This is a genomic window from Vibrio sp. 1727, from assembly GCF_033344415.1.
Lineage (GTDB): Bacteria > Pseudomonadota > Gammaproteobacteria > Enterobacterales > Vibrionaceae > Vibrio > Vibrio alginolyticus.
Genome location: NZ_JAWPOT010000024.1, coordinates 31,252 through 54,709, shown reverse-complemented (window position 1 = coordinate 54,709; position 23,458 = coordinate 31,252). Strand labels below are relative to the sequence as shown.

Here is a 23,458-nt window from a genome sequence, read left to right as displayed (position 1 = left end):
TTTAAAATACAAAACGCCCGATGAAGTACATCGAGCGTTTTAGTTAAAAAGTGTCAACCCATATCAGGACGGGTCATTATTTCTTTCTGCGAGTATAAATCCGAGATTTTGCTTTACTTGGCTCTGGCTTGTTTTTCGCCAGCTTTAGCACTGCTTTTTGCAAAATCTGGTTGTTTGGGTAAGTGATTAAGTTACCGTTGTCGTGCTTAATTAACACGTGAAACATGCTGATTTCTTGAATCTCACCGCAGATGTCTTCATCTTTGTCTACGACTTTAATTCGGTCACCCACTCGGTACGGGAAGACAAAAAAGATCAAAAAGCTGGCAGTGATGTTGCTCAGAATTGACCACTGCGCAATAAACGCCACACCTAATACGGCAAAAATGGACGATAGGAACAAAGACACATCGCCATAGCCAATACCTGTGATAATGGCAAAAATAGAGGCGGTCAAAAATAGCAGCGCGACATTGAAACAGCGCTGAATAAAACTCAAACGAGCCTTTTTTACACCTTTCGTTGTTGCCAAATTTAGGATGGCTCGATTTACAATCCTCTTCAGGATGCGATACGCGATCAGGACAAAAATGCCCATCAATAGTTTGTAACCGAGGGAGCCCGTAGTGAAATACTGGCTCACTTGCTCTAATTGGATCCAATCATTCATTTCTTCATCTCGACGATATCTAGAAAGCGGCTTTTATAGCTGATTTTTTGCTGTAAGTAATCACAATTTTTCTTTACACCATTTGTCTCTGTGTTGAGATACCACAGAGTACTATATTGGTTAATCAAAGACTTAGTGAGCATTGCGAACTCTTTGGCTTTATTACTTATATTCAACCAAAGCTGACGTGACTTTGAAAAGAGCAATCTTTGAGCTGTATCCCATATCCGACATTCTATGACGCTAGTTCCTTATAAACGAGCTGAATATGACTTTTGTCCTGATAACCTAAGGTGTATTAATTGAAATAGGTTTTAGGGCGTTGAAAAATGGAAGAAGATGAAAAGGCGATTATGATTTTATTCGTGATTGTTGGCCTTGTACTCGTTTGGGTCGCGCTTGAAGAACTTAATTATCTCGGGCTCCCAATAAAATAAGCCCCGTTAAACACAAGTTAAACGGGGCCTTTGTCTTTTATCAATGTGAATTCAGGTTAGCTAACCGCACGCACTTTGCCTTGTTTCAAATCGTTCAGCACTTGCGCTTTAGGGCCATCTGCGATGATGCTGCCTTTCTCCATCACAATTACGCGATCAACGATGTCGAGCATAGACGTTTTGTGCGTAATCAGAATCAGCGTTTCACTAGGTTTCAACTGTGCTAATTGATGTTTAATGTGCATCTCTGAGCGATTATCCATCGCACTGGTTGGTTCATCCATGAGTAGAACAGGAGGACGACCCAAAAATGCACGAGCGATCGTGACTGCTTGACGTTGACCCCCCGAAAGCATTGCACCACCTTCACCAACTTGGCGTTCTAAGCCCGCTGGGTCAGATTGCGTAAACGCAGTAACACCGGCACGATTCGCTGCGTCTAGTACGTCACGGTCATCGGTTAATGGGCGACCTAGCGTAATGTTGTCGCGGATAGAACCAAAGAACAGATTCGAATCTTGCGGCACACAACCAATATTACGGCGAATGTCGACATGATGCAGCTGTGCGATGTCGGTATCATCAATGCGAACATGACCTTCCGTCGGCTGATACAAGCCCATGATGAGACGCTCTAACGTGGTTTTACCCGAACCGATACGGCCTATGATCGCTACTTTTTCGCCTGGGTTAATGGTCAAGCTCAAATCTCGAATCGACGCCACCGGTGAATCTGGGTAGTGGAAGGTCACGCGTTCAAGTTCAATTTTGCCTTGTACTATTGGGCGGTGAATGTAACGTTTACCTTCTTCTTGTTCATCCGGCATTTCCATGACTTGATTGATAATTGTCATAGAAGACTTCGCTTGGTTGTAGCGCGTAGAGAGTAAGGATAACTGAACCAAAGGACCAATCGCGCGGCCGCTAAGCATGGTTGCGGCAATCAAACCGCCCATGGTTAAGTCGCCTTCTGCAATTAAGTAAACGCCTAGGATGATCATCCCTACGTTACTACTTTGCTGCACAAAACCTGCCGCGTTTTGAATGCTATCCGTAATTCGGCGGCTTTTTATATTCCAGTTCGCCATGTGCGCAACTGCCTCTTCCCAGCGGTATTGGAATTGGCTTTGCGCACTGAGCATTTTTACGGTTTCTAACCCAGCCAGGCTCTCTATCAAATTGGCATATTTTTGCGATGCTAGGCGTGAACCCTCCTCTATGGAGCGACGCAGCGGCCCTTGTATCAGTAGCGAGTGAATAATCAAAATGACCACGCCCACCATCGGTACATACACAAGATCGCCAGCCATTAGCCATATAATCACTAAGAACAGAATGGCAAAAGGCAAATCAATGAGAGCACTGACGGTCGCTGAAGTAAAAAACTCTCGAATAGATTCGAATTCTTGTAAATGGCGAGCGAAGGCACCGACCGAAGGCGGCTTCGATTCCATTCTAATCCCCATCACTTTGCTGAACAGTTTGGATGAAATCAGAATGTCAGACTTCTTGCCCGCCACATCAATGAAGTAATTTCTCAGCGACTTGAGAATGAAGTCAAACAGGAACACGACAAAGATGCCACTTGCTAGTACCCATAGGGTTTCAAACGCAAGATTCGGAACCACTTTGTCGTACACCAAGCGAGTGAATAGCGGAGCGGCAACCGCAAAGAGGTTGATGAGAAGTGATGCGATTAAAACATCACGGTAGATGCGTTTTGACTGCCACAAGGTTGACCAGAACCAGTGGCCTTCGTTGGTTTTGAGCACTTCGGGAGAGCGCTCATCGAAACGGAATTGCTTTTTAACTAAAAAGTACCGACCAGTGTATTGCTCAAGTAGGTCTTCTAATGGAATAGAGATCGGCACCATTCCACTTTCTAGGGTGGTGACTTCGGCCTCGCGTTTCTCCATATTGATGCTGTTGAGAACGCAAGAGTCACCGCCTTTAAGAACTAAGATTGCCGGCAGAATTAGGCTGGAGATGCTCTCCAGCTCTGCGCGGTTTTCCTTGGCAACCAATCCGGCCCTTTCCGCTGCTCTTGGTAGCAAAAATGGGGTCAGTTTACCGTCAGATAGCGGTAGTCCGTTGACTAGCGCTTCTGGCGAGTTAGCTAACCCATAGTAACGGCTAACGTAGATGAGCGAATTCAGTAAAGGGTCTTTCATCGTTGATAAACCTTTTTATTCCTTGTCGACGATGAATCCTTGGAATACCTCAACAAAATGTTCAGTGAGGAAATCCAACTGGATTTGAGTTTCGATACGCGATGCGATAGTCGTAATACCAAGGTTGTGGGCAGTACGAGAGATCGACGTTAGCGTGAATTTCTGTTTTTCGTCGTGCAAGTTGTGTGTGAATAGGTAATCGAGCTTCACATAGTTCGGGCGGAACTCTTGGATGTATTCCAAAGATTGGAAGTTACGTCCGTAGTTATCTACGCCGAACTCAGCACCTGATTGGCGAATGGCATTACATAACAGTGCTGTGTGGTGAGGCTGATCGATAAAGCATTCCTCTGGAATTTCAAAATGTAGCTTAGAGGCCACTTTGGCGTGTTTCTCTAGCATGCTAGTTGTCCAGCGAATAAACGATGGTTGAGACAAGCTGCTTTGCGCGATGTTAATCGCGACTGGGTCATTAAGTTCACCATTTTCTAGCATCTTAATCATTGATTCAATGACATACTGGTCAAAGATGTTGGTGGCGTCTAACTGTTCTAGTGCGAATAGGTATTGATTCGCACGATACGTTTCACCATCTTTTTCGATGCTTGAAAATACTTCGTTGTGGAATACTTTACCCCATGTGTTTTTCGCAGCTTGGAAACGGAATTTAACCCAATCACTATGAATTGCTTCTTCAACCAACGCTTTCCATTGCTGTTTACCCATCAAACTAGAAGGTGTATCACTGCCAATGAAGCCGTATGGCTTGTCTGGTTGCGCTTTGGCTTTCGATAGTGCGTTGTCCACCATCGAGAGGATTTCAGAACGCGTTTTCTGATCTTTGCTGTGTGCAACCCCTAGTGACGCTTTAGGTTTTGCTAAGCCTGTTGGGTCAGTATTTAGGCCGTTCACACAATTGACGATGCTGTCCGATAAAATGCGTAACTCGCTCTCATCCATATGAGGGAAAAGCAAGCCGAACTCATCACTAGACAAGCGAGCAATCGTGGCACCCGGTACATCAATGGTGTTTTTCAAACGTTGAGACAGTTCTTTAACGTGGGCATCTGCGCGTTGGTAATCTTTGGTCTCGTAAATGTCCCCAATGTATTCAGCATGGAGTAGCGCGATACCCCCTTGCGTTTGCTCTGCAAGCCATTGGTCGATTTGGTTGATGTAGAATGAGCGGTTACCCAATTTAGATATAGGATCGAGGTAAGCCTGAGCACGCAGACGTTGCGCCTCTTTGGCTTGCTCTTTGAATGATAGCTCGATTTGAGCAGACATCATGTTAATGCCATCTACCACCGCGATAAGATCTTTGGTTTTTGGACGAGCAAGCGGTTCACCAAATTGGTTATTCGCGATTTCATGCATTTTATTCACGATGGCCGTTAACGGCTTTAGCGAGCGACGTAGGATGTATGAAATTGCCACTAAACCAGCCAGAAAAATGACACTGAATACAGACAGCAACCCAATAAAACCTTGCCAGAGCTGCTCGTAAGCTGCGCCTGGGTGGCTAATGATTTCTACTTCGGCGAGCTGCATCCAACCACTGGTCACAACACGCTTATCGTGAATCGCTTTAAATAGATTCATGTCGATAAACCATTGTGGCACCGTACTTGGTTTAACTGGGTAAGTACGCACGATCTGGTAGTCAGAATCTAATGCTGTAAGACGAACAACGGAGTAGGTGCTGCCGTCAAATAGAGCATTAATCACGGACTCAACCGCGACTTTATCTTTGTCCTTTAGGTAAGGAGCCAGTGCCAAACCTACGGTGTTAATAGTGTTGTTGACCTCTGAACGTTGCTGTTGCTCCAAGCTGTCTCGAGTCGTGTTGAATTGGATTACGAATACTGATGCCAACAAGAGTATAAAGACCGTAACCATCCCCACCACAAGCTTCTTATATAGGGTCATGTTTCTCACTCGTCATAGTTAATTTTAGGTTTATTTAACTGCAACTTACGTTCGCGCGAGCGTAAGTCATTCCAAAGGCTCAACCGTGATGCTTTCCCTGCCAGCTCTCCAGTGCTAGCAGATGACTTCATCAACCACAGGTTTGTACCATTAAAACTGTATATCGGTAGCAAGTCGCTACGCTTAGAGGCTCGGACAATGTCAGGATTGATATTATCGAGAATGAGCGGCTCAGAACTTGGGGTAGGGTAGTAAGCTAATACCATGTGAAACTGATTCAGTTCGATGGCTTTTACGTATATTAACCGCATCTTTGAATCTGGTATTCCTAGCTCGAGTAAAGAGAAGTACTTAGCAATAGTGAAATCTTCACAGTCTCCTGCGTTACTCCCTAAAAATTCGAGTGGCGTAGCCCAATAATCTGTCTTTCCCCACAGTTTTATGTCGTCAACGAAATACAGCTGATTAAAAAAGTCGTTAACGCCAGCGAGCTGTTCATGAGTCTCTAATTGTTTAAATAAGTCGAGGTTCTTTCGCCATGTATTTACGCGCAATCCCGCACGTTCGCCGTACACCGCTGTGACCGTATTGACCCATCGTTGTTCTTTACTGTTCAGCGCACCAAGTTGGAACGACAAACAACTTAAGCTGATTAATAATGTAACTTTACGCTGCAAATTGGATCGCATATTCGACTCGTATCACAAGTATACTCTTCTAGAGAGTTCGTCAGTGAGAAATAAGTGCTTTTTATTTAATCACTTATCGCTCAATACTCCCTATCGCGAGTATCTTAATGTGGTTTACTCCTTCAAGGCGTTCGTTTTGGCACTTAAAATCGGTTTAAGTAGATATTCCAAAACGGTTCGCTTCCCTGTGATGATATCGACCGATGCTGTCATTCCTGGAATGATTGGTAAATCTGCATCTTGACCAAAGTTTGTTTTTTCGGTGCGTACACGAACAATGTAGAAGCTGTTGCCTTCTTCATCTTGAGTGGTATCCGCGCTGATATGTTCCAACTCTCCCTCTAAACCGCCGTACTTTGTGAAGTCGTAAGCTGTAAATTTCACGATAGCATGAAGATCTGGGCGTAAAAATGCGATGTCTTTTGGCGCAATTTTCGCCTCTACCAATAGTGTGTCTTCTGTTGGTACGATCTCGACGATATCCATACCAGGTTGGATAACACCACCGACAGTATTGATGTTCAGTGTTTTGATTTTGCCTGTTACTGGCGAATTCACAACCGTTCGGTTTACTCTATCTTCCAAGCCCACCGCTGATTCAACCAAAGCAGATAACTGGTCTTGGGCGCTGTTGAGTTTCTCTTGCTGTTCAGAGCGGAATTTGAGTGCAACATCAATACGGTTGAGCATGGATTCTCGAATCGCTGATTGCAATACGGGAATCTTGAGCTCACTGGACGTCATTTCACGACGGGTATCGTTGACTTGGCGCTGTAATTTGAGCAGTTCAATACGAGGAACAACGCCCTCGTCTGCCAAAGGTTTGGTGATATCGAGTTCTTTTTTCGCGTATTGGTAGCTTTGACGCAAGTTCCTTACTCGTGCTTGGATCTCTACCAAGTCCTGCTGCTTTTGCTGCACTTGTTGGTCAATAACAGAAAGTTGGTTGCGTAAATTATCTAGATCTTCGCGATATTCTGCTTTTTGACGCTGTGTGAGTTGAGGTCGAGTCTCTTCCAAGGTTGGTGGGAAGGTCAGTTTACCGTAATCAAGTAGTACACTTTGACGCCAGTTTTCCGTTTCAAAATCACGATTAACGGCAACACTGTTAATAGAAGCGGATAGTTGCAGCACAGATGCGGTAAGGTTGGCAACTTGTTGCTCACGTTCACGAAAATCTGAGCGAAAGCGGGTGTCGTCGATAAGCAGTAACTGTTGGCCTTTTTCAACCAACTGGCCTTCTTTGACCAAGATTTCTTTGACTAAGCCACCTTCTAAGTTTTGGACTACTTGTATCTGTGAGGAGGGAATCACTTTGCCTTGACCAACCGTGACTTTGTCGATTTCAGCCCAAGATGCCCAACCTATTGCTGCAATGAAAAATAGCACCATAACCCAGAGCATAAAACGCGCGCTGTTGGGGGTATTGAGGAGCAATGCTGCAGTTTTGTCATCAACAAAATCCAACTCTTCATCGTTGAGTTTGTTGTAGTTATCTCGGCTCATCACAGTCCCTGCTTATATAATTACGGATTATCTTTTTGATCTTATTATTATTAACCGATCATGTCAGCATGCTCGGCTAATAAAATATGAGAAGAGGGTTATTCTCTCTTCAAATGAGCTTTCTTACACTTTCTAAATCAAACAAAAGCATAATTAGCGCCGGAGTATAGCTATTACGCCTTGAACTTGGCTTTATCCAACTGATGTTTTTTTAGTTTGTCGTACAAGGTTTTGCGTGATACCTGTAATTCTAGTTGAACCTCTTTGAGTCTGCCGCGATGTCTTTGCAATGCATCGAATAACAAGCAATATTCAAAGTATTCTGTGCGCTGAGTCATACTCTGAATTTCAAGACTTTTCTCACTGTTCCAATCTTCCATTCTAAAAGTATCTGGCTTGAGGGCACGAAGTTCAGCAAATTGGCGTAGCTGCTTAACGTTTTCTGGCCATTCGAGACTGGTGAGGTGTTTGACCTCTTCTAGGCTGATATGTGGCGGCTGTAACTGATATCGACTCGCTGTGTGGCGCACAAAGTGCTTGTATAAAGGCCCTATATCTTCCTTTCTTTCATCGAGCGTCGGTAAGTGAATTAGAGTTGCCAGGGATTTTAGAGGTGGCTCGGCTTGGGTGGTCGCGCCAAAAACACGCTCAAGTTTTGGGTGCTTGAATAAGTATTCCCATTGCTCAAATGATACATGCTCTGCGCTATGTAAGTACAAACTGCAGTGGCGTTTTCCTTCACTTAAGCGGTGTATGGCTTTGTCGAGCGCTTCTAATGAAAGCTCATAGAGGTCTTCACCAGAAGCGGCGATTAGCTCACTATCCGGTGTTGCATGTATGTCGTGGGCAAATTGTGCAGCGAGTCGCCGACCCGTACCATCTTGACCTACAAAAATGAGCGGCTGGCTTGTGGGCGCACTGATCAAGGCGCGACGAATGCTCACCATGGCCTTACTGTGACCAATCATTTTCGGACCAACATGAGTTTGCATGTCGAGCTCTTTCTTAAGCCAGATGTTTTCTTGCAACAAGTTCAGTTTATCGCTGGCATTGTTGAGCGATTTCATGAGCTGTTCCGTTGAAAACGGTTTTTCTAGAAAGTCGTACGCGCCGCTTTTCATCGCATCTACCGCGGTTTTCACATCTCCATGTCCAGTAAGTACGATGAATTGAAAGTGATCGTTTTTGCTTCGCAAAGTTCGCATAAACTCCAAGCCATCCATCACGGGCATATGGATATCGGTAATGATAATCGCAGGCGTATTTGAGTCGATTACGCGTAAGGCTTCTACTGCGTTTGGTAAGCAGGTGACGTCTATCCCTTCAATCAGCAGGGCTTGAGACACGGCATCACGAATGTGTGGTTCGTCATCAACAAAGAAAACTGAGTTATTCATGGTCGTTTTCCACTTCTGGAGTACGTTTATTCTGATTGACTATTGGTAGCGTCACGATAAAGGTCATGCCTCCTGCTTGTTGTTCTGTGTTCTGATGTTTATAGGCACAGAGGGAGCCGTGATAGCTCTCTAAAATGCGTTTGGAGATGGTCAAACCTAATCCTAAGCCCTCTGGCTTAGTCGTAAAAAATGGATCAAAGACTTTTGCTAGGGCTTCGTCCGACATGCCAGGCCCGTTATCGGAAACAAGAATGTCGCAACTGTCATCATGACACTGAACAGCAATGGATATTTGCGGATCGATACAGTGGTTTTCCATCGCTTGTGCGGCGTTGTGGAAGAGGTTTATCAGCACTTGTTCTAATTCAACGCTGTGAATGGCCAGCTTCACATCATAGTCGATGGCCGGAACTTTTAGTGTTACTCCTTGCTTAATAAGCTTGTTGCTCAAAATGCTGGTGGCAGTATGTACCGCGTCGTGCAGTACTGAGATTTCATTGTGTGAATCGTGCGTGGCTTTCCGAGTAAAGACTTTTAAGCGGGCAATGACTTCCGAAATGGTGTCATTGAGTGTCAGCATTTTGCCCAAATTGTCAGCGACCATTGGGTATTTTTCCATTGCCAACAAACGCTGCGAGTTTTCGGTATAGGTTCTTAGTGCGGAAAGTGGCTGATTTATCTCATGATTAATACTGGCTGATAGCTCGCCCAACAGTGCCAATTTCGCGGCTTGCGTCAGTTCTTGTTGTGTTTGTTTAAGCTCTTGTTGGCTTTGCTCATATTGGCGGATGGTCTGTTGTAGTTTTTGGTTGGCTTCACTTAGCACTAGTGTCCGTTGCACTACTTTTTCTTCTAGGCTCACATTGAGATGGGCAAGGCGTGCTTTGTTAACTAGGGTTTGGAACCACGCTAACGCAATTAGAGCAATGAGCGCATATAAGATCAGGAAGACGATATCGGCCTGTAAAACGGCGGCAAGAACGCTGTTGTGGTTAATTAAGGCAACGACGCGAAACCCTTTATCCAATAAGTGTGTTGCGTATGCGAGGTAATTCGGTGATAGAAGCAATTGATTGTCATCAAACTCCGTGACACCAGTGTGTGCCGTTAACTCACCAAAATATTCGGGTAAGGTATCGCCATATTGACGCGTTTCGGTAAGTTCATTTATTGCACTCGATGACAGTGGGAAAAGTGCACGATAGCGCCAGTCTGGTAAATTGCTCATAAACACGACATTGTGTTTATCTGTAATGAGTACGTCAGTCGTGGTTTGCGAAAGGCGCTGTTCTAATTGCTCCAAGTTCACTTTTACTGTAATCACGCCAACGACTTCCTCATTTACCCACAGCGGAGATGAGAAGAAGTACCCACGTTTATTCGAGCGCACGCCTAATCCAACATATTGAGCGGGCTCACCGCGTCGCGCATTTTTAAAATAGGGGCGATAGCTAAAGCTAGAGCCAACAAACGTATCTTCTTGCTGAAAGTTACTTGAGGCTATGACTAACCCGGTGCGGTCATGAACGTAAATCGTATCGGCCAAACTTTGCTTCAACCAATCTGATAACAGTAGGTTGAGCTCTTGAGAGGGCGTTCCGCGCTCTACTGCTTTGAGTAGTCTTGGGTCGTGACTTAATAGGTTTGGTATCTGTTCAAACTTTGCCAGTTCGTAGTCCACTTCTTGTGACACTTGCGCGGCTTGTCTCTCTAGCTTTTGTTGCCATTGATCATGTTTGTATTGAGTTGCGTAATGATGAGTAAGCGCAAGCCCTGAAATGCCGCCGGCACACAGTAGCAGTAAAAAATGACGTAGGGCTTTGGGGTTGAGTAAGTTCACGATCGGCTCACTGGTTTTTTGTGTCATGGTATCAAATGACGCACTGTGATGCTGTGAGCGGCAACGATAACAAGCACAATGATGTCCTTGTATTTCCTCAGTATCGGGAGCACAATCGACAAAAACGAGTGAAGGAGTAAAGATGGAACTTGCTGATATTCGTCGTGAGTACACCAAAGGTGGGCTGCGTCGTAAAGATTTGAAAGCTGATCCTATTGATCAATTTAATCTGTGGCTAGAGCAAGCAGTTGAAGCGGGTTTAACGGACCCGACTGCGATGACAGTTGCAACGGTTGATGAAAATGGCATGCCGTTTCAACGCATTGTTCTATTGAAAAACGTCGACAAAGATGGTTTTGTGTTTTACACCAACCTAGGCAGTCGCAAGGCCCAGCAGCTAGAGCATAACAGCAATATTAGTTTGCACTTCCCTTGGCATCCGTTAGAGCGCCAAGTTCATATTACTGGTGTGGCTGAAAAGCTTACCGCCGTAGAGAATATGAAATACTTTACTTCTCGTCCTAAAGAGAGCCAGTTGGCCGCAATCGCGAGCAAACAAAGTAGCCGTATTTCTGCCAGAGGTGTGTTGGAAGGTAAGTTTTTAGAGCTAAAACAGAAGTTTGCTAAGGGTGAAATACCAGTACCAACCTTTTGGGGTGGCTTTCGCGTAAAACCAAAGAGCATCGAATTTTGGCAAGGTGGCGAACATCGCCTTCACGATCGTTTTCTTTTCTCCCAGCATGATGGAAGTTGGGACATTGATCGTTTAGCGCCATAGGCTTATGGTCCCTCATGAATAAACAAACACCGCCGAATTGGGGCGGTGTTTTTGTAGGTGGAAGCGATGTGAATTATCGCTCTCCATTCAACACAACCGATAATTGATGCTTAAGCAGCGTTTTGGGTACAACAGAGCCGTAGCCTGCTTCCATTGCTTTATCTATTAGCTCGTTCTTGCTGTTCGCTGCAAACTTATTACGTAAGCGTGCGACGTGACCTTCAACGGTTTTTGTTGATATGCCCATGACCTGAGAGATAAATTGAGGCTTTTTGCCATAGAGCAAGAGGAAAAGCGTTTCTTGCTCGCGGCATGTGAGCTTCTCTGGTTTTGGTTGTAAGTCAGAAAAACGAAAGATGGATTGTTGATTTGGGTTGGTACTGATAGCACGACAAACCCAATACCCGACTTCAATCACGGCAGTGTCGGTGAGTTCTCTTCCGTAGAAAATGGTGCCTACAATGTCGCCATTGTCATCTCGCCACGGTGTTTTAGTAAATATATGTGCTCGCCAGCGGCCATCTGGATAAGGGTGGATATCCAGAATTTTTAGTGACTCGCCAGTTTCGAGAACGTGTTTATCTTGGCGTTGAAATTCTTGCGCGCATTCAGTGGTTGGGCTGGCCATATCAAAATCAGTTTTACCCAAGCACTCCTCGGGCGACGTGTGCCCTAACAGTTCTGCGTATTCCTGGTTTACGTATAGGAATACCGAATCTTTATCTTTGCATCCCCAACAACCTGGTAGCTGTTTAAGGAGGGATTGTTCTATGGTATCGACTGAAATATTCACAAAAGGACTCACTACATACTGCTTTTACCAATACAGAGACGTCCGTGTTACATGGCTCGTATTGATGTTGCCAAGTAGGCAGTTACGTTGCTAGAACACGTTCGTTGATTGGCGCTCAATCCAATTAAATTCATGGTGTTCGATGTTTTCGTCAGGTAGTCATAGACAACGACGAAATGGAACGAAGAGTTTAATTGGGAAAATGGTCTGTTTCATTACAGATATGTGCGCTCACGGATGTCCGCCTAATGTTCGGCTTACAACTCGTATCGTCCTTGATCATGCTTCCTACAACTCAGTTGTAATGTGGTTGACGTTCATATCACTTGTGAGCGAAAGAGCAGCACCTAAGCATATGAGAGGGACAGTGAGACAAAAGCTATGATATCAGCTTATGCCATTGTTTTCATTGTTGAGAAGCGAAAAAAAAGCCAGCCTGAAGACGGGCTGGCAACACAAGATATAATCTTGTCGACGTGTAGAAGAGGTTCTAAATTACCTAGCGAGGGTCTGCTAAGTAAGTTAGAGGTATCAATGAGATACCGAGAGCCTTAGATCGTATGCATCTTAAAGCTCGATAACTAATGTATTGAATCAGAGGCATATTAGTAAGGGGGGAAATCCCTCTATGTTGAGTTTAAGCGTGGGTTTCGATCCGTTTCGGAGACGACTTATCTAATATGGAGCACGGTGTTTTACAAAATAACAGATTGTTCGGTAACAAGGATCTTTACATTGATTGATTATGTATACGTAAGGTGTTGCCTATCTATCCGTTTTTGTTAATAAAATTGGTTGCTCACTGACCGTAAATTAACCTCGCATGATCATCGTTCCGGAACTATGATCATGTAAATGAACTTGATCATGCTGATTTGATCTTGTCGATTGAGTTGGGTAAAAGTTGCAACCCAACAAAGAAGGTATATGATGCGAAGACGTAAGCTGACCGTGTAAAGACGAGTGTTTAAAATGAGTGACTCAGATAACCAAAAAATCCTTTCATATCAAGAGATTATTCTGCCAAAGCCGGCGGAGCTGATCACACTTCCGTCTTATATGGATTGCCACGATCATTCTTATACGCAGATCGTGATTGGTTTAAAAGGGCAAGCCGAATTTGAAGTGCGCGGGCGAGGTAATCTTGTCGGCCCTGGTCAAGGTTGTGTGGTCACCGCATGCTCTGATCATGCTTTCGGTGGCGTCATCAATCAATCGGATATTTTGGTGCTGAATATGCCCAAACCGACAAATGATGATCCTGAAATGCTTCAAAAAATCAATAACCTGGAGAGAGACCATGTCTACTTCCAGTTAGATAGTCAAATTCAGAAGCTGATACAGATGTTGGTTCAGGAAATGCGAAACCATCCGGATGACCTGTTGTTAAGTCGTGCGTGTAACGACACTGTGATTGCATTAATGCAGCGCCATATCTCGGCATTTGAGACCAGTCGAAAAGAGTCGCGCTTTGATTTGGAGGCGATTGATCGTTACATTGAGCAGCACCTGAGTCATAAGATTAGTGTGGCTCAATTGGCCGGGCGAGTGTTTCTTGGGGAAAGTCAGTTCCATTGCTTGTTTAAAGAGCAGATGGGGATTACACCTCATCAATATGTTCTCGGAAAGCGTATCGACATGGCTCGTGAATTAATCGAGCAAGGGCACCTTTCTTTAGGGCAAATTGCCGAGTTTACTGGCTTCTCAAGCCAGAGTACTTTTACTCATACTTTTACTCGCTTACAGGGAATATCACCTTCCCGTTATAAAAAACAAGTTGGATAACAACGCGTTTTTTAGGTCAAATAATCATCAATCAGAATAAAGCCATGCACTATGCATGGTTTTTTTATGTTTTATTCACGTGACCTATCTCTCGTTTTTTAAATTCTCTGTTCTTTGCAGTGGTTGATATGCCACTTGATCCTACATTTTCTCTTAGAACGAGCTCTTCACAAAAATCTTATTGATATTCTTGATATTTTGTTGTGAATGCAATGAAAAAATTAAAATTTACAACACAAAATATTACCTATTTGAATGTGACTATGTGGATGTTTTGTTATAAAAGCGAGTTTTTGGCAAAAATGTCGTAGTTTTTGACAAGTATTCTTATCGGCCTCAAAATACACTGCCAGCCATTGATAATCCTCGAAGCGGTTTTCGAGGAGTGAGATTGAGGAACACACATGTTTACAGCTACGAACGTGTTGACACCGGAATTTATCGGGCAGCCGCTTGATAAGTTGTGGTCACTGATCTCGCCATTATATATGGTGGACGAGTCTCAATGGCTAGAGCAACTATTGCCACTAGCGACGCCGACAGAGGATGAAAAATCGGCGATCACTACCCAAACGACCCACCTTATCGAAGCCATTCGTGCCGATAAGAAGTCAATCCAGATGATTGATGCTTTATTGCTGGAATACAGCTTAGATACTCAAGAAGGTATCTTGCTGATGTGTCTTGCAGAAGCATTAATGCGCATCCCAGATGCCGCGACAGCAGATTCTTTGATTAAAGATAAGTTGAGTGTCGCAGACTGGAAATCTCACCTGAAGAACTCTGACTCTGTGTTTGTTAACGCATCAACATGGGGCCTCATGCTAACAGGTAAAGTGGTTGGTCTTGGTGAGCAAGGCACCCAGAGCCCAGGTCAGGCTGTAAACCGTCTGGTAAATAAATTCTCTGAGCCCGTGATTCGTAAAGCCATGTATCAGGCAATGAAGATCATGGGTCACCAGTTTGTTCGTGGTCGTACGATCGAAGAAGCGCAAAAGAACGGTCGCCCAATGCGCGACAAAGGTTTCACCTACTCGTTTGATATGTTGGGTGAGGCGGCGTTAACTACAGCGGACGCGAACAAGTACTTCAAAGATTACCTAATGGCGATCGAAGCGGTGGGTCGCGAGACTTACGGTAACGACACCAGCCCTGCGCCTTCGATTTCCATCAAGCTTTCTGCATTACATCCGCGCTACGAAGTCGCAAATGAAGAACGTGTAATGACAGAGTTGTATGACTCACTAATGCAGCTATTGAAACGTGCAATTGAAGTCGACGTTGCAATCACAATCGATGCAGAAGAAGCGGATCGCCTTGAGCTTTCTCTGAAGCTATTTGAGAAAGTGTACCGTAGCGATCTTGTGAAAGGTTGGGGCAAGTTTGGTTTGGTTATTCAAGCTTACTCAAAACGTGCGCTACCAGTCTTGGTGTGGCTAAATGCACTCGCAAAAGAGCAAGGTGACGTTATTCCTCTGCGTTTGGTTAAAGGCGCGTACTGGGACAGCGAAATCAAGTGGTCTCAACAAGCGGGTTATGCAAATTACCCAGTATACACTCGCAAAGAAGCGACGGACGTTGCATACCTAGCTTGTGCTCGTTTTCTACTTAGCGAAGGTGTTCGCGGTAATATCTACCCACAATTTGCAAGCCACAATGCTCACACGGTTACGGCAATTGCTGTCATGGCGGAGCACAAAGAATACGAGTTCCAGCGCCTGCATGGTATGGGTGATTCACTGTATAACCATGTTATGAAAATGTACGGTCAGCCAGTACGTATTTATGCTCCTGTCGGTAGCCATGCTGATCTTCTTCCGTACTTGGTTCGTCGTCTGCTTGAAAATGGTGCGAACAGCTCGTTTGTACACCGTCTAGTTGATGCGCGTTGTCCGATTTATGAGTTGACCCATCACCCTGTGGATGTGTTGACGGGTTTTGACACGCTACACAACGACAAAATTCCATTGCCTGCCGATATTTTCCCTGAGCGTAAGAACTCATATGGCGTCAACATTGACATCGACAGTGAAGCGAAGCCATTTGAAGCTCAGGTCGAAAGCTTCATGGACAACCAGTGGGTTGCAGGCCCGATGATCAATGGTGAACGCTTTGCCGAAAGCATGATCAAGGAAAATGCGGCTGAGATCATCACCGCACCATACGATCGCCGAATTGAAGTCGGCAAAGTGGCATTTGCAACTCTTGATCACGTTTCCGCTGCAATTGATGCGGCGCAAAGTGCTTTCTCTGATTGGAAAGGTGTTCCTGTTGAGCAAAAAGCGGCTTGTTTAGAAAAGCTTGCTGACTTAATGGAAGAAAATCTGGCTGAGCTGGTGGCGATTTGTCACAAAGAAGCGGGTAAAACGATTCACGATAGCATTGATGAAGTTCGTGAAGCAGTGGATTTCTGTCGTTATTACGCGAAACAAGCGCAAAACCTACAGCCATTTGAGCTAGAAGGTTTTGACGGTGTGAAACGCATTTCTAGCCGTGAAGGTCTTGGTGTGTTTGTGTGTATCAGCCCTTGGAACTTCCCGTTGGCTATCTTCCTTGGTCAGGTAACGGCAGCACTGATTGCAGGTAACACTGTGGTTGCAAAACCTGCTGAGCAAACAAGCTTAATTGCCGCTCGCGCTATTGAATTAATGCTTGATGCGGGTTTCCCTGCTGGTGTGATTCAGTTACTTACTGGTCGCGGCGCTGAGATCGGTCATGCACTGACTTCTCATGATGCTATTGCTGGTGTGGCATTCACTGGTTCAACGGCAACGGCGCAACGCATTAACGTCACGCTTGCGGAGCGCAGCGCGAAACCGGTTCCGTTTATTGCGGAAACAGGTGGTCAAAACGCAATGATTGTGGACAGTACTGCATTGCCAGAGCAGGTGGTGCGTGATGTGATTCGTTCGGCGTTTGCATCTGCTGGTCAGCGTTGTTCTGCCCTTCGTGTTCTATTTGTACAAGAAGATGTAGCAGACCGTATGATCAACCTGATTCAGGGTGCGATGAATGAACTGCATGTTGGTTTACCTTACCTACACAAAACAGATGTTGGTCCGGTTATCGACAGCAATGCAAAACAAAAACTCCTCGCTCACCTTGAGCAAATGAGCAAAACACAGACTAAAGTCGCTCAGCTACAGCTGGATGAATCGTGCCAGCATGGTGACTTTGTTTCACCAAGTGCGTTTGAAATCTCGGGCATCGATGTGCTGAAAGAAGAACAATTTGGTCCAATCTTGCACATTGTTCGCTTTAAAGCGTCTGAATTACCGAACGTGGTTGCGCAGATCAACAGAACAGGTTTTGGCTTGACGATGGGTATCCATAGCCGTAACGAAACCACGTACCGTTGGATTGAGAAACATGCTCGAGTAGGTAACTGCTACATCAACCGAGACCAAGTTGGCGCTGTGGTTGGTGTACAGCCGTTTGGTGGTCAAGGCTTGTCGGGTACTGGCCCGAAAGCTGGTGGTCCACACTACCTATTCCGCTTTACTCAACATCTTCTTGCTCAAGCAGAAAACGCATAAGGAGTCGCATTATGGTTCATCAGATCACCTATTTTAAAGATGCATTCTCTGCGTGGGAGCAGTGGAATCTGACTGATTTTGATTACAAATGCGAGCATGTTCTGGCATTTAAATCTGCACTAGAAGGGCAGCAGTCTAGCGTTGCCAAAGTGGTTTCTTACCACTTGCAACAAGCATCAGCTCTTCTTGCAGAAACTCACCAGTTAGTTGGCCCTACAGGGGAAACTAACGAACTGTATGCCGCAGGACGCGGTGTGGCTTTGGTGATTTGTGAAAACAACATCGAGCCTGCTGATAATGCGTTATACGGTGCTTTTGCGATGATCACCTGTGCCTTAATTGCAGGCAACAGTGTGGTCGTTTGCAGTGACAATGCAGAGCTAAACCAATTGGTTAAGCAAGCTGTAGCGTTGGCAAACTTCCCATCTAACTTAGTCCAGGTTGTTGCGTACGATGCGTCTGCCCCGTTGCTTGAGAGCGATGTACGTAGTGTGGGTTATGTTGGGCGTTCACAGGTTGAGCATGCGCTCAATCTTCAACTAGCTAAGCGTGACGGTGCAATCGTCGGCTTAGTTTCTGAAACGGATTTAGAGTCACCGAAATTGGCTCATGATCCTCATCTCTCGTTGCGCTTCATTACTGAGCGCACTCGAACGATAAATATTACCGCGGTGGGTGGTAACGCAACTCTACTCGAGTTGGGGAACGAAACTCACTAACCTGACTTGTAATGCCAATCTGGAGTAACTGGACTGAGAGCCGGTCCAGATTGGTTTTTTATACTCTGATGTATTGCTGAGACGGTAAAATATCAGGGCAGGCAAGGAAGGAAATAATTATAACGAGGACTATCTAATGATAGAAAATAGCTTTGCTATCACGTCCACTTTTGTGGCGTATTTACTGATTATGGTTGCTATTGGCGTTTACGCGTATAAGAGGACTTCCAATTCATCTGACTACTTCCTAGGTGGCCGTAGCCTAGGTCCGTGGCCTGCTGCATTATCTGCAGGTGCTTCAGACATGAGTGGTTGGTTGCTGCTAGGCTTGCCTGGCTATGCGTACGCTGCGGGTATCGAGGCCTTCTGGTTAGCCGGCGGTCTACTTCTTGGTACATGGGCAAACTGGCTCATCAGTGCAAAACGCCTCCGTACCTACAGTATCCAAACTGACGCGCTAACGTTGCCAGAGTTCCTGTCACGTCGCTTCAACGATAAGTCGAAACTGATTCAGACAATCTCTGCGTTTTTCATTCTTCTATTTTTCCTTTTCTACACCAGCTCAGGTTTGGTCGCAGGGGGCAAACTGTTTGAGACGGTATTCGGTCTAGATTATACCTACGCTGTTATCATCGGTACGGTGTGTGTCGTTTCTTACACACTATTCGGTGGTTTCCTAGCGGTATCTTGGACTGACTTAGTGCAAGGTCTGCTAATGGCGGCTGCGCTAATGATTGTTCCTATAGCGGTAATGGACGGTGGTTTAGGTCAGCTAAGTTCTGATCTACATGACATCAACCCAGAACTTGCAACGCTATGGAATGACGCGAAAGGCGAACCATTGTCTGCGATTGCCATTATCTCTCTAGCGGCGTGGGGCCTTGGTTACTTTGGTCAGCCACACATCCTAGCGCGTTTTAAAGCGTCTCGTTCAAACAAAGATCTAACGACTGCACGTCGTATCGCAGTGATTTGGACGGCACTATCTATGGTTGGTGCAATGCTTGTTGGTCTTGTTGGTCTGGTTTGGGTTACGGGTCATCCGGGTACTCAACTAGAGGACGGTGAGAAGATCTTCATGCTATTGGTTAACGCAGTATTCCACCCTGTCGTTGCGGGTATGTTGTTAGCAGCAATCCTAGCGGCGGTAATGAGTACCGCTGACTCACAGCTCCTTGTTTCATCTTCAGCGCTTGCAGAAGATTTCTACAAGCAAGTATTCAAGCCAGAAGCGTCTTCTGAAGAAATCGTAATGATTGGTCGTATCGGTGTTATCGTTATTTCGCTTGTTGCGCTATTCCTAGCGATGACGCCTGATAGCTCAGTACTTGGTCTTGTATCTTACGCTTGGGCTGGTTTTGGTGCGGCATTTGGTCCTGCGGTTGTACTTAGCCTTTACTGGAGCGGTATGAACCGTAACGGCGCGTTAGCAGGTATTCTTGTTGGTGGTATCACTATCGTGGTTTGGAAGCAGCTAACTGGCGGTTGGTTTGATGTGTACGAAATCGTACCGGGCATCATCTTCTCTACGCTTGCCATCATTGTGGTAAGTAAAGCAACGGGTGGTGCTGCGCAAGACGTGTTAGACCAACACCAGTCGTTCGAGAAAAAACTGGTTGAACTAGACTAGTAACTTCCCGTATATGAACACAAAGCCCGCTATTTTAGCGGGCTTTGTTTTATCTGAAACTTAATTAACGTTAATGGTGGTAGCTTGAGATCAGAGCTTAGCATTGCTCGGTTAGATTGGAGTGTTAGTCGCGACGAATTTTGGCGTAAATAACGGTGTTACTCAGCTCTCCCGATGTGGTAAGACGTTCGTTTCTGAGCTCTCCTTCGAACTCATAACCACAGCGTTCGGCTACAGCCCAGCTCTTTTGGTTGGTGCTATCAGCATGAATTGCGATTCTCTTGGCGCCCAAGTCATCAAACGCATAGCGCTCAACTTCGAGCACAGCCTCGGCAACATAACCATTGCCAACGGCAGCATTATCTAACCAATAACCTATCTCAAAGGATGGTACGTCGGGATCTCGAATCATCAAGCCGACCGCACCCAGTAAGCGATCGCTTTCCTTTTCAATGATGTAGTAACGCAGCTCTTCTTCGAAGTTTTCAAAGTTTGCGATGGCTTTCTCTGTCCCTTCTATCATCGCTTCTAATGTCAGCACATGAGGCACCCACGGCAGATAGACTTCGAGAGTCTTTTGGCTGCGAACGACAGCTTGATGCGCCTCTTCGGCTCGTTCTAAACAAGCAGGGATGAGTTTGAGACGTTTCGTTTCCATGCCGACTCTCCTATGGGTGAAAAATGAACGGAAAATCATTTAAACAGATGTACTTAGAATGATCTAGTCAACGCCGTCATATTATTCACTTGGTTTGCCAGAGAGAAACTGAGAGAATCGAACCGTTATCAAACCAACTAGGTTCATTATGAAACTTTTAGTAAGAAACTTGGCTCGTCACATGACCGAGCAAGATATCCGCAAATTATTCTCAGCGTACGGCAAAGTAGAACTGTGTTCGCTAGTGCTTGATCAAGACACGGGTTTGTCGAAAGGCTTCGGTTTTGTCATCATGCCGGACGAAGCAGAAGCCATTTCTGCTCTTGAAGCACTGAATTTGACGAACGTAGAAAAAAGCAAAATTCGCGTGAAAGTCGCACAAGACTAACACAGAGAAAAGCCAGCGTTATTGCTGGCTTTTTTGTCTTTCTATTTAGAGACCAAATTGGCAACATTCTAGAATGTCTTCTCTTTTCGTTTTAGCGAGATTGATCATCAATTCTCTCTTCAAGTTGTTTCATTAAATCCTTTAACTGTAGAGAATCGAAATTGTCTGAATTCGGCACTTGGTAAGCGTCGTTGACTGTGTAGAGCATCAAACTTTTGCTAGAGAAGAACTCTTTCTGTATTTGGACTTTGACAATGTCATCAAGAGGTAGACGGAAGTAAACCGTTGAGCCCTGGCGGTACTTCAAGGTGTTGGTGCTTGCATCGATATCTAGCGTTTTAGGATTGAACGCGCGGCGCGTGAAGTACGTTGAGAGCAGTTTCAATCCTATTATTGTGAGTGCTACGAGTCCAAACTCGACGACCTTGTCTGCTAGGTAGGAAAAATAGAACAGCGACAACAATACAGTTCCTAGCAAGAAAGGGTTGTTCTTGGGCAGATTTTGTGAAGTTTCATGGATAATCATCCGACATATTCCTCGACTTTATTCAGAAGCGACGAACGTGAGTTGGTAGACACAAACCTTTCGTTCTTTGCCTTGCATGCGCAATGTTTTGTCACCGATGTAAGGGATATTTAGTTTTTGGATCACCGATTTAGAACGCTGATTGTCCACCAAATGCATCACGGTTATTCCGTTTAACTCAAAGTGCATTCGAGCAAATTCGAGTAAGGCTTTGGAGGCCTCGAATGCATAGCCTTTCCCCCAATGTGGCACGCCAACCCAGTAGCCTAATGTACCGTAGCCCTCTTCGATACACGGTAAACTCACTGCACCAAGTAACTCACCAGTGTTTCGCAAGGTAATAGCGTACGCCACGCCTTGATGCTGCTGATACATCGGATCGTGCCTATCTATCCATGCTTGCGCCATCGGTCGCTCATAAGGATGAGGGATGTTTGCTGTCATGTCGGCAATTCGCTTATCTCCAGCGAGTAAAGCCACTTGTTGGCAGTCATCGATATTGAATGGCCGGAGGACGAGTCTTTCGGTAGTAAGAGTCGGTTGTATCGTCATGCATTTCTTCCTTGATGAGACGGCTATAGCTGCTAGCAACTGGTTTGCGAGATAAATCAAGATAACAAGGCGTCTCGAAAGCTCGATCTAGCCAGCTGTAAAGTTGTCATGCGCCTTACTAAATAATAAGCCCGAACAATTGCTTATGTGTAATGTGTCGTATTATTACACACATAAGCACGTTTGCTCATATTGATGGTACAAAAGTTGAGGTCTGACCAATGTCTCAGTTTTTTGATACTTTCGTTCAATTTTTTGAAGATAGGGCACAAAAAATTAAAGGAGCTTTTTAATTGTGGAATTATTTTGAACAAAATATGTCAATTGTCAGTAGGACGAAAAAAGTAGGGAGAAGAGAAATGCCGGATATATATTGCGCAGCTTGTAGAAAATCAACGCAACATAAAGTGATTATGAAGCGTTGCGAGCCTCAGTCTGTTGACTCGTTAACAGGCAAAATGGTGAGTTTTACACAGCTGATGGCGAAATTTGTATCAGGTGAACATTATTACGAGATGGAGCCTCAATACTACTGCCGTTGTTGTAATCATCGTGCAATTGGAGAGGTTGTGCCACATCCTACACGGCATACATCGGCCGCACTCTAACTCTGAGTGATAGCCATGATTAATGGTTAAATAGGGCAGTGTTGCCCGAACGACATATCTATACAGGCGTGTCATGCGCTTTCAAATTTGCGACTCCGCGGGAGCCGCTAGGTTGCTTTTTCTCTTCATATCACGGTTACTAAGTGAGCGGCAATAATCATAGCTCTTTCCCTCCTTCGTTGTTTTCTGGTTATTCTCTGCTGAATTTCACATGCTGTGCATTTGATGGTTTGCAATTGTTTGAGCAACGATTAATGTGATGCTTTCTAAGTGGTTGCAAGGAAGTGGGTTAATGAGTTATCAATTGGACCGGATTGATTTACATATTTTGAGAGTGCTTCATTCGAGAGGCAGAATTCCAGTTGTAGAACTAGCAAAGCTGATTAACTTAACGACTTCTCCATGTTCTGACCGTGTAAAGCGGCTAGAAAAAGAAGGGTATATCAATGGTTACCATGCAGAGTTGAATGCGGAAAAGTTGGGGCTGGATGTGCAAGTATTCATCCATATTCGTTTAGACCAAACCAGTTTTTCTATTTTTGAAAAGTTTGCGAAAGCGGTGGAATTGATGCCTGAAATTGAAGAGTGCTACTCGCTCTCTGGAGATTTCGATACCATGATAAAAGTTCGTGTTAAGAGCATGAAAGCGTATCAGGAGTTTATGTCGAGTAAGTTAGGCACGCTTCCGGGCGTGATTCAAACTCGTAGTGAAGTGGTCATAGAAGAACATAAAACGGGATTTGGTGTTAATCCCGAGCTCCTTGGTTAGGCGAGGCATGTGTTGAGCCTCCTTATTTAGCGTGGCTTGGTATATTACTTTTTCTCGATTAAAAAAGGAGCCGAAGC

The 23,458-nt window shown here is 45.0% G+C and carries 19 protein-coding genes; 8 read left to right on the top strand and 11 right to left on the bottom strand.

Annotated features, from left to right (window positions below; all coding sequences use genetic code 11):
• Positions 1–76: 76 nt before the first annotated feature.
• From R8O10_RS19995 to R8O10_RS19965, 7 genes are all read right to left on the bottom strand, one after another.
• Positions 77–670 (bottom strand): mechanosensitive ion channel family protein, encoded by a 594-nt coding sequence (locus tag R8O10_RS19995; protein WP_017820061.1) that lies wholly within the window; start codon positions 668–670, stop codon positions 77–79.
• A gap of 493 nt (positions 671–1,163) precedes the next feature.
• Positions 1,164–3,278: a type I secretion system permease/ATPase gene (locus R8O10_RS19990; protein WP_005374556.1), complete on the bottom strand. Its 2,115-nt coding sequence runs from the start codon at positions 3,276–3,278 to the stop codon at positions 1,164–1,166.
• A 15-nt stretch (positions 3,279–3,293) separates the two neighbouring features.
• Positions 3,294–5,207, bottom strand: a complete 1,914-nt coding sequence (locus R8O10_RS19985; RefSeq protein WP_262670981.1) for an EAL domain-containing protein — start codon at positions 5,205–5,207, stop codon at positions 3,294–3,296.
• Between the two features lie 5 nt (positions 5,208–5,212).
• On the bottom strand, positions 5,213–5,896 hold the full coding sequence (locus R8O10_RS19980; RefSeq protein WP_005374561.1) for a transglutaminase-like cysteine peptidase: 684 nt from the start codon (positions 5,894–5,896) through the stop codon (positions 5,213–5,215).
• 114 nt (positions 5,897–6,010) lie between these two features.
• Positions 6,011–7,402 (bottom strand): HlyD family type I secretion periplasmic adaptor subunit, encoded by a 1,392-nt coding sequence (locus R8O10_RS19975; protein WP_005374562.1) that lies wholly within the window; start codon positions 7,400–7,402, stop codon positions 6,011–6,013.
• 173 nt (positions 7,403–7,575) lie between these two features.
• Positions 7,576–8,799 (bottom strand): sigma-54-dependent transcriptional regulator, encoded by a 1,224-nt coding sequence (locus tag R8O10_RS19970; protein WP_005374563.1) that lies wholly within the window; start codon positions 8,797–8,799, stop codon positions 7,576–7,578.
• The gene (locus tag R8O10_RS19965; RefSeq protein ID WP_318191679.1) at positions 8,792–10,666 is read right to left on the bottom strand and encodes a sensor histidine kinase; all 1,875 of its coding nucleotides are present in this window, start codon (positions 10,664–10,666) and stop codon (positions 8,792–8,794) included. Before R8O10_RS19965 ends, R8O10_RS19970 begins: the two co-directional genes overlap by 8 nt.
• A 115-nt stretch (positions 10,667–10,781) precedes the next feature.
• Here R8O10_RS19965 and pdxH point away from each other — a divergent pair, with 115 nt between their 5' ends.
• Entirely contained in the window at positions 10,782–11,417 is a 636-nt protein-coding gene (gene pdxH, locus R8O10_RS19960; protein ID WP_005374570.1) for a pyridoxamine 5'-phosphate oxidase, read from the top strand.
• Between the two features lie 73 nt (positions 11,418–11,490).
• Here the strand turns inward: pdxH and R8O10_RS19955 are convergent, their stop codons facing one another.
• Entirely contained in the window at positions 11,491–12,210 is a 720-nt protein-coding gene (locus R8O10_RS19955) for a PAS domain-containing protein (RefSeq protein ID WP_082240199.1), read from the bottom strand.
• A 972-nt stretch (positions 12,211–13,182) separates the two neighbouring features.
• Here R8O10_RS19955 and R8O10_RS19950 point away from each other — a divergent pair.
• The 4 genes from R8O10_RS19950 to putP all read left to right on the top strand — a co-directional run bounded on the left by R8O10_RS19950 (position 13,183) and on the right by putP (position 19,880).
• Positions 13,183–13,995, top strand: a complete 813-nt coding sequence (locus R8O10_RS19950) for an AraC family transcriptional regulator (protein WP_017820064.1) — start codon at positions 13,183–13,185, stop codon at positions 13,993–13,995.
• Between the two features lie 404 nt (positions 13,996–14,399).
• Positions 14,400–17,531: a bifunctional proline dehydrogenase/L-glutamate gamma-semialdehyde dehydrogenase PutA gene (gene putA, locus R8O10_RS19945; protein WP_005383560.1), complete on the top strand. Its 3,132-nt coding sequence runs from the start codon at positions 14,400–14,402 to the stop codon at positions 17,529–17,531.
• 11 nt (positions 17,532–17,542) lie between these two features.
• Positions 17,543–18,250 carry a 1-pyrroline-5-carboxylate dehydrogenase gene (locus tag R8O10_RS19940; RefSeq protein WP_104976368.1) on the top strand — a complete coding sequence of 236 codons (708 nt, stop codon included), beginning with the start codon at positions 17,543–17,545 and terminating at the stop codon, positions 18,248–18,250.
• Between the two features lie 136 nt (positions 18,251–18,386).
• The gene (gene putP / locus R8O10_RS19935) at positions 18,387–19,880 is read left to right on the top strand and encodes a sodium/proline symporter PutP (RefSeq protein ID WP_005374582.1); all 1,494 of its coding nucleotides are present in this window, start codon (positions 18,387–18,389) and stop codon (positions 19,878–19,880) included.
• Between the two features lie 124 nt (positions 19,881–20,004).
• On the opposite strand, the gene R8O10_RS19930 is transcribed toward putP, so the two are convergent.
• Positions 20,005–20,538, bottom strand: a complete 534-nt coding sequence (locus R8O10_RS19930) for a GNAT family N-acetyltransferase (RefSeq protein ID WP_170889920.1) — start codon at positions 20,536–20,538, stop codon at positions 20,005–20,007.
• Between the two features lie 148 nt (positions 20,539–20,686).
• On the opposite strand from R8O10_RS19930, the gene R8O10_RS19925 reads away from it, so the two are divergent.
• Positions 20,687–20,926 (top strand): RNA recognition motif domain-containing protein, encoded by a 240-nt coding sequence (locus tag R8O10_RS19925; RefSeq protein ID WP_005374587.1) that lies wholly within the window; start codon positions 20,687–20,689, stop codon positions 20,924–20,926.
• 91 nt (positions 20,927–21,017) lie between these two features.
• Here the strand turns inward: R8O10_RS19925 and R8O10_RS19920 are convergent, their stop codons facing one another.
• On the bottom strand, positions 21,018–21,452 hold the full coding sequence (locus R8O10_RS19920) for a hypothetical protein (RefSeq protein ID WP_054575372.1): 435 nt from the start codon (positions 21,450–21,452) through the stop codon (positions 21,018–21,020).
• A gap of 18 nt (positions 21,453–21,470) precedes the next feature.
• Positions 21,471–22,004 (bottom strand): GNAT family N-acetyltransferase, encoded by a 534-nt coding sequence (locus R8O10_RS19915; RefSeq protein WP_054575373.1) that lies wholly within the window; start codon positions 22,002–22,004, stop codon positions 21,471–21,473.
• A 359-nt stretch (positions 22,005–22,363) separates the two neighbouring features.
• Between R8O10_RS19915 and R8O10_RS19910 the strand changes: the two genes are divergently transcribed.
• Together R8O10_RS19910 and R8O10_RS19905 are read left to right on the top strand one after the other, a co-directional pair.
• Positions 22,364–22,612 (top strand): hypothetical protein, encoded by a 249-nt coding sequence (locus tag R8O10_RS19910; RefSeq protein ID WP_005374593.1) that lies wholly within the window; start codon positions 22,364–22,366, stop codon positions 22,610–22,612.
• 292 nt (positions 22,613–22,904) lie between these two features.
• The gene (locus R8O10_RS19905) at positions 22,905–23,381 is read left to right on the top strand and encodes an Lrp/AsnC family transcriptional regulator (RefSeq protein ID WP_005374595.1); all 477 of its coding nucleotides are present in this window, start codon (positions 22,905–22,907) and stop codon (positions 23,379–23,381) included.
• Positions 23,382–23,458: the final 77 nt, after the last annotated feature.

Excerpts from the sequence above, each read along its gene's own strand:
- R8O10_RS19905 (WP_005374595.1), top strand. The coding sequence starts at position 22,905 with ATGAGTTATCAATTGGACCGGATTGATTTACATATTTTGAGAGTGCTT.
- R8O10_RS19940 (WP_104976368.1), top strand. The coding sequence starts at position 17,543 with ATGGTTCATCAGATCACCTATTTTAAAGATGCATTCTCTGCGTGGGAG.
- R8O10_RS19970 (WP_005374563.1), bottom strand. The coding sequence starts at position 8,799 with ATGAATAACTCAGTTTTCTTTGTTGATGACGAACCACACATTCGTGAT.
- R8O10_RS19985 (WP_262670981.1), bottom strand. The coding sequence starts at position 5,207 with ATGACCCTATATAAGAAGCTTGTGGTGGGGATGGTTACGGTCTTTATA.
- R8O10_RS19930 (WP_170889920.1), bottom strand. The coding sequence starts at position 20,538 with ATGGAAACGAAACGTCTCAAACTCATCCCTGCTTGTTTAGAACGAGCC.
- pdxH (WP_005374570.1), top strand. The coding sequence starts at position 10,782 with ATGGAACTTGCTGATATTCGTCGTGAGTACACCAAAGGTGGGCTGCGT.
- R8O10_RS19980 (WP_005374561.1), bottom strand. The coding sequence starts at position 5,896 with ATGCGATCCAATTTGCAGCGTAAAGTTACATTATTAATCAGCTTAAGT.
- R8O10_RS19995 (WP_017820061.1), bottom strand. The coding sequence starts at position 670 with ATGAATGATTGGATCCAATTAGAGCAAGTGAGCCAGTATTTCACTACG.
- R8O10_RS19910 (WP_005374593.1), top strand. The coding sequence starts at position 22,364 with ATGCCGGATATATATTGCGCAGCTTGTAGAAAATCAACGCAACATAAA.
- R8O10_RS19925 (WP_005374587.1), top strand. The coding sequence starts at position 20,687 with ATGAAACTTTTAGTAAGAAACTTGGCTCGTCACATGACCGAGCAAGAT.
- R8O10_RS19965 (WP_318191679.1), bottom strand. The coding sequence starts at position 10,666 with ATGACACAAAAAACCAGTGAGCCGATCGTGAACTTACTCAACCCCAAA.
- R8O10_RS19990 (WP_005374556.1), bottom strand. The coding sequence starts at position 3,278 with ATGAAAGACCCTTTACTGAATTCGCTCATCTACGTTAGCCGTTACTAT.
- putP (WP_005374582.1), top strand. The coding sequence starts at position 18,387 with ATGATAGAAAATAGCTTTGCTATCACGTCCACTTTTGTGGCGTATTTA.
- putA (WP_005383560.1), top strand. The coding sequence starts at position 14,400 with ATGTTTACAGCTACGAACGTGTTGACACCGGAATTTATCGGGCAGCCG.
- R8O10_RS19915 (WP_054575373.1), bottom strand. The coding sequence starts at position 22,004 with ATGACGATACAACCGACTCTTACTACCGAAAGACTCGTCCTCCGGCCA.
- R8O10_RS19975 (WP_005374562.1), bottom strand. The coding sequence starts at position 7,402 with ATGAGCCGAGATAACTACAACAAACTCAACGATGAAGAGTTGGATTTT.
- R8O10_RS19920 (WP_054575372.1), bottom strand. The coding sequence starts at position 21,452 with ATGATTATCCATGAAACTTCACAAAATCTGCCCAAGAACAACCCTTTC.
- R8O10_RS19950 (WP_017820064.1), top strand. The coding sequence starts at position 13,183 with ATGAGTGACTCAGATAACCAAAAAATCCTTTCATATCAAGAGATTATT.